We start from the raw sequence: 15,972 nt of genomic DNA, 5'->3' as shown, positions 1-15,972 counted from the left end.
GCTCTTTGTACGCCCGGTAGAAGGACGGGTAGGGGATGTCGTTCCAGTTGAGGATGCCGCTGGTGCGGCCGTTGATGATGCCGGTGGAGCGGTTGGGGTGGCGCGGTTCGAGGATCTTGATGCGTTCGAGCGGTGTTGCCATGGGGGTGTCCTGGTTGTCGGTTACGTGCGTTTGCCTGGTTGCCGGCCAGCGGCCGGCACTACCGTGGACGGGCTGTGCCTGGTTGCCGGCTAGCGGCCGACACTACCGCTGACGGGCTGTGTCTGGCTGCCGGCCAGCGGCCGGCACTACCGTTGACGGGCTGTGCCTGGTTGCCGGCCAGCGGCCGGCACTACCGCTGACGACCTGCGGTCGTCAGCTGCCACACCAGTCGCATTCGGTGATGTCGATGTCGTTGGAGCGCACGTAATACGTGGTTTTCAGGCCTTCGCGCCAGGCGCTCATGTGCAGTGCGAGCAGGGTGCTGGCGCGGATGGTGCTGGGCACGTAGAGGTTGAAGCTGATCGACTGGTCCACGTGGCGCTGGCGGCGTGCGTTCTGGCGGATGCTGGCGAACTGGTCCAGGCGGTAGGCGCCCTTTTCGTAGTACGGGTAGGTGTCCAGGGACAACCCGGGGGCGGCGACCGGGCGGCGGAAGTCCTTCTTCTCTTCGTAGTAGAACGCGCCGTATACCGGGTCGATCGAGGCGCTGGAGCCGGCGATCTGCGCGGTACTCATGTTCGGTGCCACCGCCAGCAGCCAGCCGTTGCGCAGCCCGTGCACGCTCACCTGCGCGGCCAGTTCCTGCCAGGCGGGGCTGTCGTAGCCGCGGGCACGGAAGTACTCGCCGGTCTGCCAGTCGCTGCCAAGGAAGGCGCTGTAGCGGCCCTTCTCTTCGGCCAGACGCATGCTGGCCTGGATGGCCAGGTAGTTGATGCGCTCGTAGAGGCTGTCGGCGTAGTCCTCGGCCTGCGCGTCGTTCCAGTCAATCTGCTTGAGTGCCAGCAGATGGTGCCAGCCGAAGGTGCCCAAGCCGATCGCGCGGTACTTGCGGTTGGTGATGGTGGCCTGCGGAACCGGCAACTGGTTGAGGTCGATGACGTTGTCGAGCATGCGTACCTGGATCGGCACCAGCCGCTCAAGCACGTCGCTGGACAGCAGGTCCGGCGCGGCGGTGACCGCACGACCAAGATTGATCGAGGACAGGTTGCACACCACGAAATCGCCGGCCTGGCGGGTGGTGACGATCTGGTCGCCACTGATCATTTCCTGCATCAGCCGGGTCGGACTCATGTTCTGCAGGATCTCGGTGCACAGGTTGCTGGAGTACACCGTGCCGGCGTGCTTGTTGGGATTCATCCGGTTCACTTCGTCCCGGTAGAACATGAAGGGGTTGCCGGTTTCCAGCTGGCTGACCATGATCCGCTTGAACAGGTCGATGGCCTTGATCGTGCGACGGCTGATGCGTTCGTCGGCGACGACCTCGGCATAGCGTTCGCGGAAACTGCCCTGGCCGCGCTGCTCATCGTGGACGTCCTGCAGGTACCAGCCCTTGATCCGCTTCACTTCGTACGGATCGAACAGATACCAGTCGCCGCGCCGTTCCACCGCCTCCATGAACAGGTCCGGCAGGCATACCGAGGTGAACACATCGTGCGCGCGCAGGCGCTGGTCGCCGTTGTTCAGGCGCAGGTCGAGGAAGGCCTCGATGTCGCGATGCCAGACGTCCAGGTACACCGCGATGGCGCCCTTGCGCTGGCCGAGCTGGTCGACGCTGACCGCGGTGTTGTTGAGCTGCTTGATCCACGGCACCACGCCGCCGGAGGAGTTGGCCACGCCGCGGATGGCCGCGCCGGCCGAGCGCACGTAGCCCAGGTAGGCGCCCACGCCGCCGCCGTGCTTGGATACGCGGGCAACATCGGTGTTGGAGTCGTAGATGCCCTGCAGGCTGTCGTCGACGGTGTCGATGAAGCACGACGACAACTGCCCGCCGACCTTGCCGGCGTTGGCCAGGGTCGGGGTGGCCACGGTCATGTACAGGTGCGACAGCGCCCAGTACGCCTCGTGCACCAGGCGCATGCGCCGTGCGCGGGTGCGGTCGCCGCTGAGGTGTTCGTTCTGCATCAGGTACAGCGCGATGGTCAGCCAACGCTCCTGCGGCAGCTCATAGACCGCGCGCGAGTGGTCGGTGGCCAGGTAGCGCGTGGCCAGCAGGTACAGCCCGTTGTAGGCGAACAGGAGGTCGCGGTCTGGCTCGATCATGCGCCCGGCCTCTTCCAGTTCCTCCTTGGAATAGGCCTTGAGGATGTCGATGGAGTACACGTTGCGGTCGGCCAGGCTCTCCTGCAGGCCGACGTAGGAACCGTACTTGAGGCTGGCATCGTAAAAGCGATTCTTGCTGGCGCGCTTGTACAGCCGGCGCAGGTACAGCCGTGCGGCGAAGTRCTCCCAGTCCGGCGCGACCAGGTCGATGCGCGACTCGGCCTCGCGGATCAGCAGGTCGACCAGTTCATCGGCAGCGAGCTGTTCGCGGCGGTGCACCAGTGCCAGCACGGCCCGCTGGTAGTCGGCCAGGTCCAGCTGCGGAAATTCTGCGTGTACCCCCTGGATGGAGCGCAGCAGTCGCGGCGGGTCGAAGGGCATGCGGCGGTTGCCGCCTTCCTTGGTGATCCACAGACCATCGCCGCCGAGCGGGGCGGTGTGATCGAAGGAGGCGGAGGGTGCGGAGAGCGGGGTGTCGTCGTTGATCATCGGAAATCCATGCGGTGCGCAGTTGTCGCGTCGCGATACAGGCATCGCGACGGCCGGGCGGGCGTCATGGAGGCAGGGGGATCATCCCCGGATGTGTCCGGGCAACGCTCTCGCAACCAGGCGCCGTTCGGGTGGTCACGCCCTGCGACCGGAGCGGTCTGCGGGGGCGCGACGAGGAACCGGGCCTGGCGGAAGCGGGGAGCCGATGAACACAACATAGTGTGGGTCTGCCTCATCGTCAACATCATATGTTGGGTTGATGACGCGCCGGACGTGACCAAACGCCGCAGCCGTGCGGGCGGGGCGCCACCTGAAAAAACGCCAGCACGCAGGGGCCGACCGTGGGTCGGTTCACGGCGTCCCTGCCGATGGCGCGGGGGCTACTTCCAGGGCAACGCGCGCAGTTGCTGTCCCCGTTGCCAGGCCAGTTCGGCATGCACCTTGGCGTTGTCCGGATTGGTTAGTTCGGCGGCCATTGGCGAGGTGGCGGCCTCGCGTGCGGCGCGGGCGCGGGCGTCGTCCAGGTTTTCGCTGCGAAGCCCCAGATCGGCCAGCACGATCACCTTGCCCGGCTGCACTTCGACATGTCCGCCGGACACATAGACATGCAACGGCGGCTCGGCGGCGAGCGGAAACACCGAGACCATGCCTTCGCGCAACGTGGCCAGCAGCGGTGCGTGCTGCGCCAATACGCCAAAGCGACCCTCGCTGCCGGGCAGGCTGATCTCGCGCACGTCGCCGCTCCAGATTTCGCCGGTGAGGCTGATGATCTGTACCGACAGCCCCTGCGCGATATCGGCGACGATGCCGGGCAGGGCGGTGATGGGGGGAAGTGACGCCATTGCAGAGTGCCGGGGTGGGGTGGATCCAGCTTAGTCGGGCCGATGTGTGTGMGGGTTGATCGCCGTCAATGTGCTGAACGCCGCATCACCCTGTGCGGGCACCTGCGAATGCGACCTGTTATCATTTGAATGGATAGCCAAGGCGACCTTGATCGCCCAAGCCGATCGATTCGACGCGCCGCGCCGCCGCGCCGCGCGCCCTTCCTCTGATTGGCGGTGGTGGTCCATGCGTGAGCGTTCGGTAGTACCCGGTTTACCGGCCCTGGTGTTCGCCGCCCTGACCGGCACGATGGCGATGATGGCCTTCGTGGCGGTGGTGGGCCCGGTGGTGCGTCTGCTGGGCCTGGCCGAATGGCATGCCGGCTTGTCGGTGACCGCCGCCGGCGTGTTGTGGATGCTGTCCGCACGCCGTTGGGGCACGTTGAGCGACCGGATCGGGCGCAAGCGCGTGCTGCTGATCGCGCTGGCCGCTTACGTGGTGATCTACGTGGTCATGGCGGTATTCGTCGATGCCGCGCTGGCCCGGCCGCCGGCGCTGTGGCTGTCGGTGGTGGTGCTGGTGGGGACGCGGGCGCTGGTGGGGTTGTTCTACGCCGCGGTGCCGCCCACGGCAGCGGCGATGGTGGCCGATGGTGCCGCGCCCGGGCAACGCGCTGCGGCCATGGCCAAACTCGGCAGCGCCAATGCGCTGGGCATGGTGATCGGGCCGGCCGCTGCGGGCTGGATCGCCTTCCATCAGCTGTCGTTGACCTTGTATGTCGCCGCGTTGCTGCCGCTGCTGTCGCTGGCGGTGATCGCGTGGCGGTTGCCGGCCGACGCGCCGGTGGCCGCGACGGCGGCGACCGGACCGCGTCAGCGCCTGGGCTGGACCGATGCACGCCTGCGCCTGCCGATCCTGGCGGTCTTCGCGGCGATGGTGTCGGTGACCATCGCCCAGGTGACGGTTGGATTCTTTGCCATCGACCGGTTGCAGCTGTCGCCGACCGATGGCGCGCAGGCGGCTGGCCTGGCCCTCACCGCCGTAGGGGTGGGCCTGATCCTGGCGCAGGTGTTGGTGATGAAGCTCGGCGGCGTATCGCCGCGCCGCTGGATCGCCATCGGCGCGTTGATCTCGGCGATGGGCTTTGCGTCGGTTGCGCTGGTGGATGCGCGCTGGGAACTGTTGTTGGCGTACGCCGTCGCGGCGTTCGGCATGGGCTTCGTGTTTCCGTCGTTCCAGGCGCTTGCCGCCGATTCGGTGCAGGCCCACGAGCAGGGCGCGGCGGCGGGCACGGTGGCGTCGGTGCAGGGCCTGGGCATGGTGATCGGGCCGATGCTGGGCACGCTGCTGTACCAATGGCGGCCGAGTGCACCGTATGTGCTGGTGGGCGTGCTGCTGCTGGTGCTCTCCATCGCGGCAATGCGCCATCGCATGGCGGTGACGGCATGAACGACAGCCTGCAGGCGCGTGCGCAGCGCGACGAAGACGGCGGCGGCGTGGACGAGGCGGCGGCCACGGCGCAGTTCCTGCTGCGCGCGCCGCTGCGTTCGCTGGATGCGCGCGGTTGCCGCGCACGCCTGCCCGGTGGTGGTACCGCCAGCCTGGCCGCGCGGGTCGCCGCGTTCTTTGCCGCGCCGCATGCCGGACTGCCGTTGCTGGTGGGGGCGCTGCCGTTCGACCCACAGGCCGACGATGCGCTGCATCAGCCGGAGTGGCTGGCGCCTGCGGCGGCACTGCCGGCACCGCCGGTGCCGCGTTTTTCCGGCAGTGTCAGCGCCGAGCCGAGCGCGCAGCACTATGCCGATGCCGTGCGCCAGGCGTTGACCCGGTTGCAACAGCCCGCGCCGGACCTGCACAAGGTGGTGCTGGCGCGCAGCCTGCACCTGCACAGTGGGCAGCCCATCGCACCGCGCGAGCTGGCCGCGCGACTGGGCCACGATCCGAGCGTGGCCACCTATCTGGTGCCGCTGCCGATCGACGGGCCGGAGCCGCCCGCCTGGCTGGTCGGCGCTACCCCGGAGCTGCTGGTGTCGCGTCGTGGCACGCGGGTGCTTTCGCATCCGCTGGCCGGATCGGCGCGGCGCAGTGCCGATCCCGCGGAGGATGCGCGCACCGCGCAGGCCCTGCTGGGCTCGGCGAAAGACCACGACGAGCACCGCCACGTGGTCGAGGCCATCGTCACCGCGCTGGCGCCGTGGTGCACTCATGTCGAGGCCGATGCGCGCCCGTCGCTGCATGCCACTGCGACGATGTGGCATCTCGGCACGCGCATCGAGGCGACGCTGAGCAATGCCGCCACGCCGGTGGCCGCATTGGTGGCGGCCCTGCATCCCACTCCGGCGGTGTGCGGCACGCCACGCCAGCTCGCGCTGGATACGATCTGCGCCTTGGAACCGGTGCCGCGCGGTTTCTACGCCGGCGCAGTGGGCTGGACCGATGCCGACGGCGACGGTGACTGGTACGTGGCGATCCGCTGCGCGCGCGTGCAGGGCCGGCAGGCGCGGATCTATGCCGGGGCCGGGATCGTCGCCGACTCCGAGCCCGCATTGGAAGTGGCCGAAACCGCCGCGAAATTCGGCGCGCTGTTGAACGCCCTCGGCGTCGACCACGTGCCTTCTGCATGAGTCAATGGAGTTGCTGATGAACGACGTGGACGAATCTGCGCTGATGCCGCTGTGCCAGACCTGGCCGGCGGCGCTGGTCGCCCGCTATCGCGCTGCGGGTTACTGGCGTGGCGAAACCTTCCCTGGTTTCCTGCGTGATCGCGCCGCACGCTTTGCCGACGACATCGCGGTGGTGGCGGGCGGGGTCCGCCTGAGCTACGCCGGGTTGTGGCAGGAAGCCGGCCGGATCGGCGCGGGCCTGCTCGCTGCCGGACTGGTGCCGGGCGACCGCGTGGTGGTGCAGCTGGGGAATGTTCCCGAAGTTGTGACGGTGGCCTGCGGGCTGATGCGTGCCGGATTGATCCCGGTGTACGCGCTGCCCGCGCATCGCATCACCGAGGTGACCCACTTCGTGCGCAAGGCGCAGGCACGCGGTTACGTCGCCGCCTCCGGCCATGACGGCTTCGATTACCGCACCCTCGCACGTGAACTGCAGACCGCGGTGCCGACGCTGCAGCATGTGCTGATCGTCGGCGACGCGGCTGAGTTCAGTGCCGTAGCGGCGCTGCAGGGGGACGTCTCGCAGCTGCCGGCCGATCCGGACCCGCAGTCGGTCGCGTTCCTGCAGCTGTCCGGTGGCAGCACCGGGTTGTCCAAGCTGATCCCGCGCACGCATGACGACTACATCTATTCGTTCCGTGCCAGCAACGGCATCTGCGGTATCGACCGCGACAGCGTGTACCTGGTCGCGCTGCCGGCCGCGCACAACTTCCCGATGAGCTCGCCCGGTTTCTTCGGTGCGTTGTACGCCGGTGCGCGGGTGGTACTCAGCCCGGGACCGGGACCGGATGTAGCGTTTCCGTTGATCGCGCGCGAAGGCGTCACCTGTGTGGGTCTGGTGCCACCGTTGGCGCTGCTGTGGGCCCAGGCCGCCGGGAGTACGACGCATGATCTGTCCAGCCTGAACGTGCTGCAGGTGGGCGGCGCCAAGCTGGTGCCGGAAGCGGCCAGGCGCGTGATCGATGCGTTGGGCTGCCAGTTGCAGCAGGTGTTCGGCATGGCCGAAGGGCTGGTGAACTACACGCGGCTGCACGACCCGCAGGACGTGGTGGTGGGCACGCAGGGCCGACCGATCTCGCCCGACGACGAGGTACTGGTGGTCGATGACAACGGCCATCCGGTCGCCGAGGGCGCCGTCGGCCATCTGCTCACCCGCGGCCCGTATACGATCCGTGCCTACCACAACGATGCGGCGGCCAATGCGCGCTCGTTCACCGAAGACGGCTATTACCGCACCGGTGACAGGGTGCAGCAGCTGGCCGGTGRCTACCTGGTGGTGCAGGGCAGGGCAGGTGACCACATCAACCGGGCCGGCGAGAAGATCTCCGCCGAAGAGATCGAAGACCATCTGCTGGCGCACGCCGAGGTGTTCGATGCGGCGGTGGTGTCCATGCCCGATCCCTACCTGGGCGAGCGCAGCTGCGCATTCGTGATCGCACGAAATACCCCGCCGACGGCAGCCAGCCTCAAGGCCTGGGTGCGTGGACGTGGCCTGGCCGCGTTCAAGGTGCCCGACCAGGTGGTGTTCGTCGAGGCGTTCGGCACCACGGCGGTCGGCAAGATCAGCCGTCGCGAACTGCGCGCGCAACTGCGCGAACGTTACATCCAACAAACAGGAGGACCGCGCTGATGGCGCTGCCGAGGATTGCCGACTATTCCCCGCCGCTGGCCAACGAGCTGCCGTCCCCGCGCGGTGCCTGGCAGCCGCGCAGCGAGCGCCTGGCGCTGCTGGTGCACGACATGCAGCAGTACTTTCTGGGTGCATTCAACGCCGACGCGGCACCGTTGGCGCCGGCCGTGGCCAACACCGCCCGCCTGCTGCGGCACTGCCGTGCCCGCGGCATTCCGGTGTTCTACACCGCACAGCGGGGCAACCAGGATCGCCGCGACCGTGGCCTGCAGGCCGATCTGTGGGGGCCGGGCATGCACGCCACGCCGGAACACGAAACGATCCTCGCTGCGCTGGCCCCGGCGGCGGGCGACCACATACTGGTCAAGCACCGCTACAGCGCGTTCCAGCGCAGCAACCTGGAAACAATGATGCGTGCGCGCGGCCGCGACCAGTTGCTGGTCACCGGCGTGTACGCGCATATCGGCTGCGCGGCGACGGTGAGCGAGGCCTTCCAGCGCGATATCGAAGCCTTCATCGCGGCCGATGCCGTGGCCGATTTCTCCCGTGCCGATCACGATATGGCGATGCAGTTGATCGCGCGGACCTGCGGCGTGCCCTTGACCACCGACCAGCTGCTGGAGACCCTGGCATGAGCCCCGATACGCGCGCAGTCGCCCTCGACCTTGAACGCATGCGCATCGATGTGGCCGGCATGCTTGGCGAAGCGCCGGAGACCATTGGCGATGAGGACAACCTGATCGACCTGGGGCTGGATTCGATGCGGGTGCTGGGGTTGGTGCTGGCGTGGGGCGAGAGCGGGATCCCGCTGGAGTTCAGCCATCTTGCCGAGCACGCCACGCTGGCCGGCTGGTGGGGCGTGGTGCAGCGGCTGCAGGCCAGCGCCGACCGCGCATGAACGCACGCGTGGACCAGGTGCATGAAGCCGCGCAGCGTTACCCGCTGACCGAGGCGGAGACCGGCCTGTGGTATGCGCAGCGCCTGGCCGACGCGCCGGCCGCCTTCAGTACCGCGCATGCGGTGTGGGTGGAAGGCGCCCTCGACGTCCGTAGCTTCGTTGCCGCGGCGGATGCTGCCGCGCACGAAGCAGAAGCGCTCGCGCTGCGCTTCAGCGTGGGCGACGATGGCCAGCCGCAGCAGTGGCATGACCCGGACCACGTGCCCGCCATGCGCGTGGTGGACCTGAGCTTGCAGGCCGATCCTGCCGCCGCGGCACGCGCGGCGATGGACCAGGACCGGTTGCACGCGGTGGACCCTGCGCGTGACCGGCTGGCGCAGCACTGCCTGTTCGTCCTCGGCACCGACCGGTACGTGTGGTACCTGCGCGTGCATCACTTGGCCACCGATGGCTACGGGATGGCGCTCTTCAGCGAGCGGGTCTGCGCCCTTTACGGCGGGAGCCGTGGGGAACATCCCGGGCTGGCTGCATTTGCGCCCGTGATCGCCGAGGACGCCGCCTACGCAGGCAGTGAGCGGCGTGATGCCGATGGCGCGTACTGGCGTCAGTACCTGTCCGGCGCGCCTGCGGCGGAAGGGCTGACAGGCATTGCCGCTGCCGCCGCCGCAGATGCGCTGCGCCTGGTCAGCGACGTGCCGCACGCGTTGCGCGCTCGCGTGCAGGCCGTCGCGCAGCAGATCGGGCAACCGTGGCCGGACCTGCTGAGCGCGCTGACGGCTGCGTACTGCCGCCGTTTCAGCGCGCTGGACGAGGTGGTGCTGGGCGTGCCGTTCATGGGACGGCTGGGCAGCGTGTCGGCACGGGTGCCGGCCATGGTGATGAATGTGCTGCCGCTACGCGTGAGCGCGGCCGATGACAGCGTTGCCGGCTTTGTCCGCACGGTCGCGCGTGACCTGCTGCGCGGCCGCCGTCACGGCCGCTACCGTGGCGAACAGCTGCGCCGCGACCTGGGACTGATCGGTGGCCAACGCCGCCTGCACGGCCCGATGGTCAACGTGCAGCCGTTCTATCGGCCGCTGCCGCTGGCGGGTGTGCAGACCCGGCTGGAGGTGCTGGGTACCGGTCCGGTGGACGACATCACGTTCGGATTCCGGGGGGATGGCAGCACACTGCTGGACCTGGAAATCGAAGCCAACCCAACCCTTTACGACGCCGCGCAGGTAGGTGCGCATGCCGATCGGCTGCTGCATTTCATCGCCGCGGCACTGGACGTGCACGAGCGCGACGGGCGCATGGACGATATTGCCCTGGCCACCCCGGCCGAAGCGCAGCGCTATCTATACGAGGTCAACGCGACCGCGCAGGCCCTGCCGGACATATCGCTGAGCGCCTTGCTGACGAACGCGATGCAGACCCACCCGAGGGCCATTGCGCTGGCGTTCGCGGGCCAGACGATGCGCTACGCCGCGCTGGAACGCCGCAGCCGGGCCCTGGCGTTGCAGTTGCAGGCGCTGGGCGCGGCGCGCGAGTCGCKGGTGGTGATCGCATTGCCCCGTTCGCTGGATCTGGTCGTGGCGCTGGTGGCCGTGCTGCGGGCGGGCGCGGCCTACCTGCCGGTCGACCTGGCCCATCCYGATGCACGACTGGCGCGGATACTCGCGTCCGCGCAGCCGGTCTGCGTCCTGGCAGAGGCCGAGGATGCCGCCCGTTTCCCCGGCTTGGCGGTCTTGTCCCCGCAGGCGTGGAACGATACGGACGACGCCACACTGGTCGATACGGTGCACCCGCAGGACGCGGCCTACGTCATCTACACCTCCGGCTCGACCGGGGATCCAAAAGGCGTGCTGATCGAACACCGCGCCATCGTCAACCGGCTGCAATGGATGCGCGGTCACTACAGCGTCGGCAGCGACGAGCGCATTCTGCAGAAGACCCCGGCGACCTTCGATGTGTCGGTCTGGGAGTTCTTCCTGCCGTTGCTGTGCGGGGCCACGCTGGTGATCGCCGCGCCCGAGGCACACCGTGATCCGACCCTGCTGGCCACGCTGATCCGCGAACAGGCCATCACCACCGTGCATTTCGTGCCCTCGATGCTGGATGCATTCCTCGCGGTTCCTGCCGCGCAGGGCCTGACACTGCGCCGGGTGTTCACCAGCGGCGAAGCGCTGGAGCCGTCGTTGCGCGATCGCTTCCACGCCACCGTCGATGCGGAACTGCACAATCTCTACGGGCCCACGGAAGCCGCCGTGGACGTGAGCGCATGGCCCGCCAGCCGCGACGATCGCTCCCACCCGGTGCCGATCGGTCATCCGGTCTGGAACACGCGGCTCTACGTGCTCGACGCGCAGCTGCGTGCGCTGCCGCCCGGCGTACCCGGCGACTTGTACCTGGGCGGGGTGCAACTGGCACGCGGCTACCTCGGCCGCGACGATCTCACCGCCGAACGCTTCCTGGACGATCCGCACGTGGCCGGCGGCCGGCTGTACCGCAGCGGCGATGTCGCCCGGTGGCGCAGCGACGGCGCGGTGGAGTACCTGGGCCGCAGCGATCACCAGGTCAAGCTGCGCGGTCTGCGCATCGAGCTGGGCGAAATCGACGCCGCGCTGCGTTCGCAGCTCGGGGTGACCCGTGCGGAAGTGCTGCTGCGTGAGGACCGGCCGGGCGAGCGCCGCCTGGTCGGCTACGTCTCTGGCGAGGGCCTCCACATCGACCGCATTCGTAGCGGCATTGCCGCACGCCTGCCGGACTACATGCTGCCCAGCGCGCTGGTCGTGGTCGAGCAGTGGCCGGTGACCGCCAACGGCAAGCTTGATCGCAACGCGCTGCCCGCGCCCCCGCTGCACGCGCAGGACGGCCGTGCGCCGTACACGGAAACCGAGCAGGTATTGGCCGCGCTGTTCTCGCAGGTCTTGGGGCGGGAGGCGCCGATCAGTGCCGACGCCGACTTCTTCAGTCTCGGCGGCGATTCGCTGTCCGCGGTGCACCTGCTGCTGGCCATCCAGCACCGTTGGCAGCGCGACCCGGGCCTCGGCGCGGTGTTCGCCCACCCCACCGTGGCGGGCCTGGCCGCACTGCTGGACGCGCCCACCGCCGAGACCGACGATGGCTTGGCGCCCTTGATCCGCCTGGCCAGTGGCGAGCCGGGCAGGGCACCGTTGTTCGTGGTGCACCCCGCCGGTGGCATCGCCTGGAATTATCGTGACCTCGCCCGCGCCCTGCAGCCGGCCCGCGACGTCCACGGCCTGCAGTCGCCCGCACTGGACACCGCACAGCCGCTACCGGACAGCATCGACGCGCTTGCGGCCAGCTATGTGGATCGCGTGCTGTCGGTCCAGCCCGAAGGCGCCGTCCACCTGCTGGGCTGGTCGGTGGGCGGCATCATCGCCCAGGCCATGGCAGTTCGCCTGCAGGCCGTCGGTCGTCAGGTGGGCGAGCTGGTGCTGCTGGATGCCTACCCGAGCGAATGCTGGCGCGCCGAACCCGCGCCCGACCCCGTGGCCGCGCTGCGCGCATTACTGGCCATTGCAGGACACGACCCCGATGCGCATCCCGAGCTGGACAGTCGCGCGCGCATTCTGGCGTTCCTGCGCCGTGGCGACAGCGCGCTGGGCAACTTGCCCGATGCGGTACTGGATGGCGTGGTGCGTGCGGTCACCGGCACCAATGGTCTGATCCGCGAACATCACCATCGTCCCTACACCGGTCGCCTGCGGCACGTTCGCGCTGGCCGCGACCACGCCGCGCGACCCCATCTTCAATCCGCGCTGTGGAACGCGCATGCAGGGCAGGTGGATGCGCTCGAACTGCCGTTCCTGCATGCAGAGCTGACCGGCCGCGATGCCGTGGCCCAGCTTGCGCCGTGGCTCTCCACCCATCTGCAGCGCTGGGATACGCCCCCGGCAAGTGCGCTACCCAAGGAAACGTCCGCATGAAACTGACCGGATTCGACGGCACCCTCGCTCTGGTTACCGGCGCGGGCGGCGGGATCGGCGCGGCACTGGTGCAGCTGCTGCTGGACAGCGGCAGCGTGGTGATCGCCACCGACCTTGCGGTGCCGGTGCTGCCTTCGCACGCCAACCTGCATGTGCGGTCGCTGGATGTCACCGACGCGGCGGCCGTGAACGCAGTGGTCGCCTGGGCCGAGACCACGCTCGGCCCGATCGGCTTCGGCATCAACGTTGCCGGCGCGCTGCAAGTGGGCACGGTGGACCAGATCGACGACGCGCAATGGCGGCGTGTTTTCGCGGTCAACGCCGACGGGGTGTTCCATGTCTGCCGTGCGTTGGCGCGGGTAATGACGCCGCGTCGCAAGGGCGCCATCGTGACCGTCAGCTCCAATGCCGCCGGTGTTCCGCGCCACGGCATGGCGGCCTATGCCGCTTCCAAGGCCGCAGCCACCATGTTCACCCGGTGCCTCGGGCTGGAACTGGCCCCGCATGGCATCCGCTGCAACATCGTCGCGCCCGGATCCACCCTCACTGCCATGCAGACCGGCATGTGGGAGGACGCCGACGGCGCCCAGCGCGTGATCGACGGCAGTCCCGATACGTACAAGACCGGCATTCCGCTACGGAAACTGGCCACGCCGGCGGACATCGCCCAGGCGGTGATGTTCCTGCTCTCCGAGCAGGCCGGCCACATCGCCATGAGCGATCTGTATGTCGACGGTGGCGCGGCGTTGCGAGGGTAAATAGCGGCCCTGCAGCATGGCAGGGGCGAGAGCCGGCCAGCGGCCGGCACTACCGGTCAACGCGTTTCTCCGTGGTCGCCTGTTGAGGCTGCTTATCCCTTGAGCCAGCGGTCGCAGGCGGCGCTGGCATCTGCGCCCGGCGCGGCCTTCGCGCACGTCTCGCCCATGCGCGCCTGCAGGCGGCCCAGCGTGTCCTGGCCGTGGTGGACGCGGCTCCAGGTCTGCAACGTGCCCGCCAACCGCTCGAAGCGCTGCCGCGTGCGCTGGTGGTACCCGGCCGGCTGCGCATCCAGTTCGGCGATCACCTGCGCGGTCGCCTGTTCGATTGCCGCGTTGTCCTCGGGGCGCAACCGCACCAGCCCCTCCACATACAACACGCCCCACTGCACCCGCGTCGCCGGTCCCTGCGCGCCGTCGTAGGCCTTGCGCAGCCAGTCCAGCGCCGCGTCCTTGTCGCCGCGCGCCTCGGCCAGTTCAGCCAGCTCGGGCATGTAGTAATACGGCGTCTGGCTGCGATCCAGCTCGGCCAGCAGCAGCGTTTCCGCCGCTGCGTCGTCGCCGACCTCACGCAGCACGTACACCGCTGTGCTGATCGTCGCCTGTCGCTCGTGAGGGGTCCTGGCCGCCGCGTCGGCCGCGGCAACCCGCTCATGCGCCTTCTCGGCCAGTGCCGCCGGCACCCGCGCACCGGCATGCTGCTGCTTGAACAGGCTCAACTCCGTGATCACGCTGGAGAGCCGCGCATCGGCCGCGTTGTCCTGGGTGGCATCGGCACGCTCCAACGCGGCCAACAGCTGCGCGCCCAATTGCTCGCCCTGTTCGGGCGTCGCCGCCGCACGTGCCACCAGCGCCGGACCCTGGTAGCCGAGTAGATCGCGATTGGCGCGCACCTCGGTGGGCGCCGCCAGCACCGTAGTCAGCAGCGCACGGGCCTGCTCGCGTGCCTCACTGCCGGGAGCCGCCTTGTCCTTGCCGTTGGCCTCCGCGCCCAGGGCGAGCAGGGCGAAGCGTCGTTGCAACGCCGGTGCCGGCGCGGCCTTGGCCAACTGCCGCAACAGCACCGCCGGGTCGCGCTGCCCGGACAGGCGGTTGGCATCCACTTCCCAGCCGTAGTCGCCCAGGATGCGCCAGTCGTCTTCGGACACCCGCTGCGGCGACACCACCGCCACCCGCAGCACATCGGCCACGGCGGTGCGTCGCTTGGCCGCCAGGGTGAGTGCGCGGGTCAGCTCGGCACTGTCGTTGCCGCCGGCCAGGCGGGTGATTTCGTGGCGCTGCGGATCCAGCACGATCAGCGTGGGATACCCGCGCACGCCGAACTGCTCGCCCAGCGCCTGCGCGCCGTCCAGGTCGCCGTCCAGGTACACCGGCACGTACTGTCGGGTGAGCGCGATGAAGGCCGGATCACGGAACAGGGTCGCCTTGAGCTTGTTGCACGGCGGGCACCACACCGCGCCCCAGTACAGCAGCACCGGCTTGCCGGACTGGCGCGCATCGGCAAAGGCGTCCTCCACATCGCCATGCCGCCAGGCGATTTCCTCGGCGGCCGGCGCCGCTTCCGCAGACGCTACCGGACTGGCCGAAGGGGGCTGCTGGCACGCGGCAAGCGCAGTGCACAGGGCGAGCAGGGCGAAGGGCAGGGAAACGCGCATCGGCAGGATCCAGCAGGGGAGAGGTGCCGCAGGCGCGGCCAGCCTGCATTCTAGGAAGCTGCCGGCCCGTGCAGCGGGGCCGGTTCATGCCGATTGCTTATCTGCCCAGTCGCGGCGGTGATCAGCCCGGCCCCAACCGGTCGTACATCCGCACCAGATCGACCAGGGTGCGGGCCTGCATCTTGCGCATCACGTTGGCGCGGCGCACCTTCACCGTGATCTCGCTGACGCCCAGTTCGCCGGCGATCTGCTTGTTGAGGCGGCCGCGCACCACCCCATCCACCACGTCACGTTCGCCAGCGGTAAGCGCAACCCAGCGCTGGCGCAGGATGTCCAGCGCCTCCTCATCACGGCGGCGCAGACGGTCGCGCTCGATGCCGAGGTGGATCGCATCCAGCAGTTCCTGGTCACGGAACGGCTTGGTCAGGAATTCAATKGCGCCTTCCTTCATCGCGGCCACGCCCATGGCGATATCGCCGTGCCCGGTGATGAACACCACCGGCAGCGTCAATCCATGGCTGGCCATCTGCCGATGGAACTCCAGCCCGCTTTGGCCCGGCATGCGCACGTCCAGCACCAGGCAGGCTGGCGCATCCTGGCGCGGGTGCTGCAGGAAGGCGGCGATGGAATCGAAGGCGCGCACCTGCAGCCCCATCGAGGCCAGCAGGTCTTCCAGCGCGGCACGCACCGAATGGTCGTCGTCGACCACGTACACGATCGGTGCCGGCTCGCCGGCCGGTGCAGCGGGCTTAGCCATGGTCGGCCCCGGCATCGACCGGAAGCTCGAACACGAAACGCGCGCCACCGCCTTCGGCAGGCTCGGCGCGGATCCGGCCGCCGTTGGCTTCCAGGATGCTGCGGCTCAGGCTCAAGCCCAGCCCCAGCC

12 protein-coding genes and 1 pseudogene are annotated in these 15,972 nt (G+C 69.0%); 7 read left to right on the top strand and 6 right to left on the bottom strand.

What is annotated here, in order from left to right; translation table 11 throughout:
• The 3 genes and pseudogenes from ACXJKH_RS04730 to atpC form a co-directional block, all read right to left on the bottom strand.
• Window positions 1–142: pseudogene (locus ACXJKH_RS04730) on the bottom strand (ribonucleotide-diphosphate reductase subunit beta); the annotation flags it as partial.
• A 213-nt stretch (window positions 143–355) separates the two neighbouring features.
• Window positions 356–2,731 (bottom strand): ribonucleoside-diphosphate reductase subunit alpha, encoded by a 2,376-nt coding sequence (locus ACXJKH_RS04725; RefSeq protein ID WP_457318483.1) that lies wholly within the window; start codon window positions 2,729–2,731, stop codon window positions 356–358.
• A gap of 380 nt (window positions 2,732–3,111) precedes the next feature.
• Window positions 3,112–3,573 carry an ATP synthase F1 subunit epsilon gene (gene atpC, locus ACXJKH_RS04720; protein ID WP_256774278.1) on the bottom strand — a complete coding sequence of 154 codons (462 nt, stop codon included), beginning with the start codon at window positions 3,571–3,573 and terminating at the stop codon, window positions 3,112–3,114.
• Between the two features lie 226 nt (window positions 3,574–3,799).
• Between atpC and ACXJKH_RS04715 the strand changes: the two genes are divergently transcribed.
• Genes ACXJKH_RS04715 through ACXJKH_RS04685 form a run of 7 tightly spaced genes read left to right on the top strand, consistent with a single transcriptional unit; the run spans window position 3,800 to window position 13,434 of the window.
• The gene (locus ACXJKH_RS04715; protein WP_457318482.1) at window positions 3,800–5,002 is read left to right on the top strand and encodes an MFS transporter; all 1,203 of its coding nucleotides are present in this window, start codon (window positions 3,800–3,802) and stop codon (window positions 5,000–5,002) included.
• Window positions 4,999–6,177 (top strand): isochorismate synthase, encoded by a 1,179-nt coding sequence (locus tag ACXJKH_RS04710; RefSeq protein WP_457318481.1) that lies wholly within the window; start codon window positions 4,999–5,001, stop codon window positions 6,175–6,177. The genes ACXJKH_RS04715 and ACXJKH_RS04710 overlap by 4 nt, the downstream gene beginning before the upstream one ends.
• 16 nt (window positions 6,178–6,193) lie before the next feature.
• Window positions 6,194–7,846, top strand: coding sequence for a (2,3-dihydroxybenzoyl)adenylate synthase (locus ACXJKH_RS04705; RefSeq protein WP_457318480.1), 1,653 nt, complete (start codon window positions 6,194–6,196; stop codon window positions 7,844–7,846).
• Complete coding sequence (locus ACXJKH_RS04700) at window positions 7,846–8,481, top strand: isochorismatase family protein (protein WP_457318479.1); 636 nt, start codon at window positions 7,846–7,848, stop codon at window positions 8,479–8,481. Before ACXJKH_RS04705 ends, ACXJKH_RS04700 begins: the two co-directional genes overlap by 1 nt.
• The gene (locus tag ACXJKH_RS04695) at window positions 8,478–8,744 is read left to right on the top strand and encodes a phosphopantetheine-binding protein (RefSeq protein WP_457318478.1); all 267 of its coding nucleotides are present in this window, start codon (window positions 8,478–8,480) and stop codon (window positions 8,742–8,744) included. Before ACXJKH_RS04700 ends, ACXJKH_RS04695 begins: the two co-directional genes overlap by 4 nt.
• Window positions 8,745–8,761: 17 nt before the next feature.
• Window positions 8,762–12,676 carry an amino acid adenylation domain-containing protein gene (locus ACXJKH_RS04690; protein ID WP_457318485.1) on the top strand — a complete coding sequence of 1,305 codons (3,915 nt, stop codon included), beginning with the start codon at window positions 8,762–8,764 and terminating at the stop codon, window positions 12,674–12,676.
• Window positions 12,673–13,434, top strand: a complete 762-nt coding sequence (locus tag ACXJKH_RS04685; protein WP_457318477.1) for a 2,3-dihydro-2,3-dihydroxybenzoate dehydrogenase — start codon at window positions 12,673–12,675, stop codon at window positions 13,432–13,434. Before ACXJKH_RS04690 ends, ACXJKH_RS04685 begins: the two co-directional genes overlap by 4 nt.
• Window positions 13,435–13,526: 92 nt before the next feature.
• On the opposite strand, the gene ACXJKH_RS04680 is transcribed toward ACXJKH_RS04685, so the two are convergent.
• The 3 genes from ACXJKH_RS04680 to ACXJKH_RS04670 all read right to left on the bottom strand — a co-directional run.
• Window positions 13,527–15,086, bottom strand: a complete 1,560-nt coding sequence (locus ACXJKH_RS04680; protein WP_457318476.1) for a thioredoxin family protein — start codon at window positions 15,084–15,086, stop codon at window positions 13,527–13,529.
• Between the two features lie 121 nt (window positions 15,087–15,207).
• A complete protein-coding gene (locus tag ACXJKH_RS04675; RefSeq protein WP_256774287.1) occupies window positions 15,208–15,843 on the bottom strand; it encodes a response regulator transcription factor in 636 nt (211 codons plus the stop codon).
• Window positions 15,836–15,972: ATP-binding protein (locus tag ACXJKH_RS04670; RefSeq protein ID WP_457318484.1), on the bottom strand; the 137-nt coding region annotated here is incomplete at its 5' end. The genes ACXJKH_RS04670 and ACXJKH_RS04675, both read right to left, overlap by 8 nt.

The sequence above is a fragment of the Stenotrophomonas sp. P5_B8 genome, from assembly GCF_054049855.1.
The sequence above is the reverse complement of the archived record's forward strand: the minus strand, read 5'-3'. Positions and strand labels throughout refer to the sequence as shown.

What these genes read in the sequence shown, in the direction of transcription:
- atpC (WP_256774278.1), bottom strand. Translation starts at nt 3,573, where the DNA reads ATGGCGTCACTTCCCCCCATCACCGCCCTGCCCGGCATCGTCGCCGAT.
- ACXJKH_RS04680 (WP_457318476.1), bottom strand. Translation starts at nt 15,086, where the DNA reads ATGCGCGTTTCCCTGCCCTTCGCCCTGCTCGCCCTGTGCACTGCGCTT.
- ACXJKH_RS04700 (WP_457318479.1), top strand. Translation starts at nt 7,846, where the DNA reads ATGGCGCTGCCGAGGATTGCCGACTATTCCCCGCCGCTGGCCAACGAG.
- ACXJKH_RS04685 (WP_457318477.1), top strand. Translation starts at nt 12,673, where the DNA reads ATGAAACTGACCGGATTCGACGGCACCCTCGCTCTGGTTACCGGCGCG.
- ACXJKH_RS04695 (WP_457318478.1), top strand. Translation starts at nt 8,478, where the DNA reads ATGAGCCCCGATACGCGCGCAGTCGCCCTCGACCTTGAACGCATGCGC.
- ACXJKH_RS04710 (WP_457318481.1), top strand. Translation starts at nt 4,999, where the DNA reads ATGAACGACAGCCTGCAGGCGCGTGCGCAGCGCGACGAAGACGGCGGC.
- ACXJKH_RS04715 (WP_457318482.1), top strand. Translation starts at nt 3,800, where the DNA reads ATGCGTGAGCGTTCGGTAGTACCCGGTTTACCGGCCCTGGTGTTCGCC.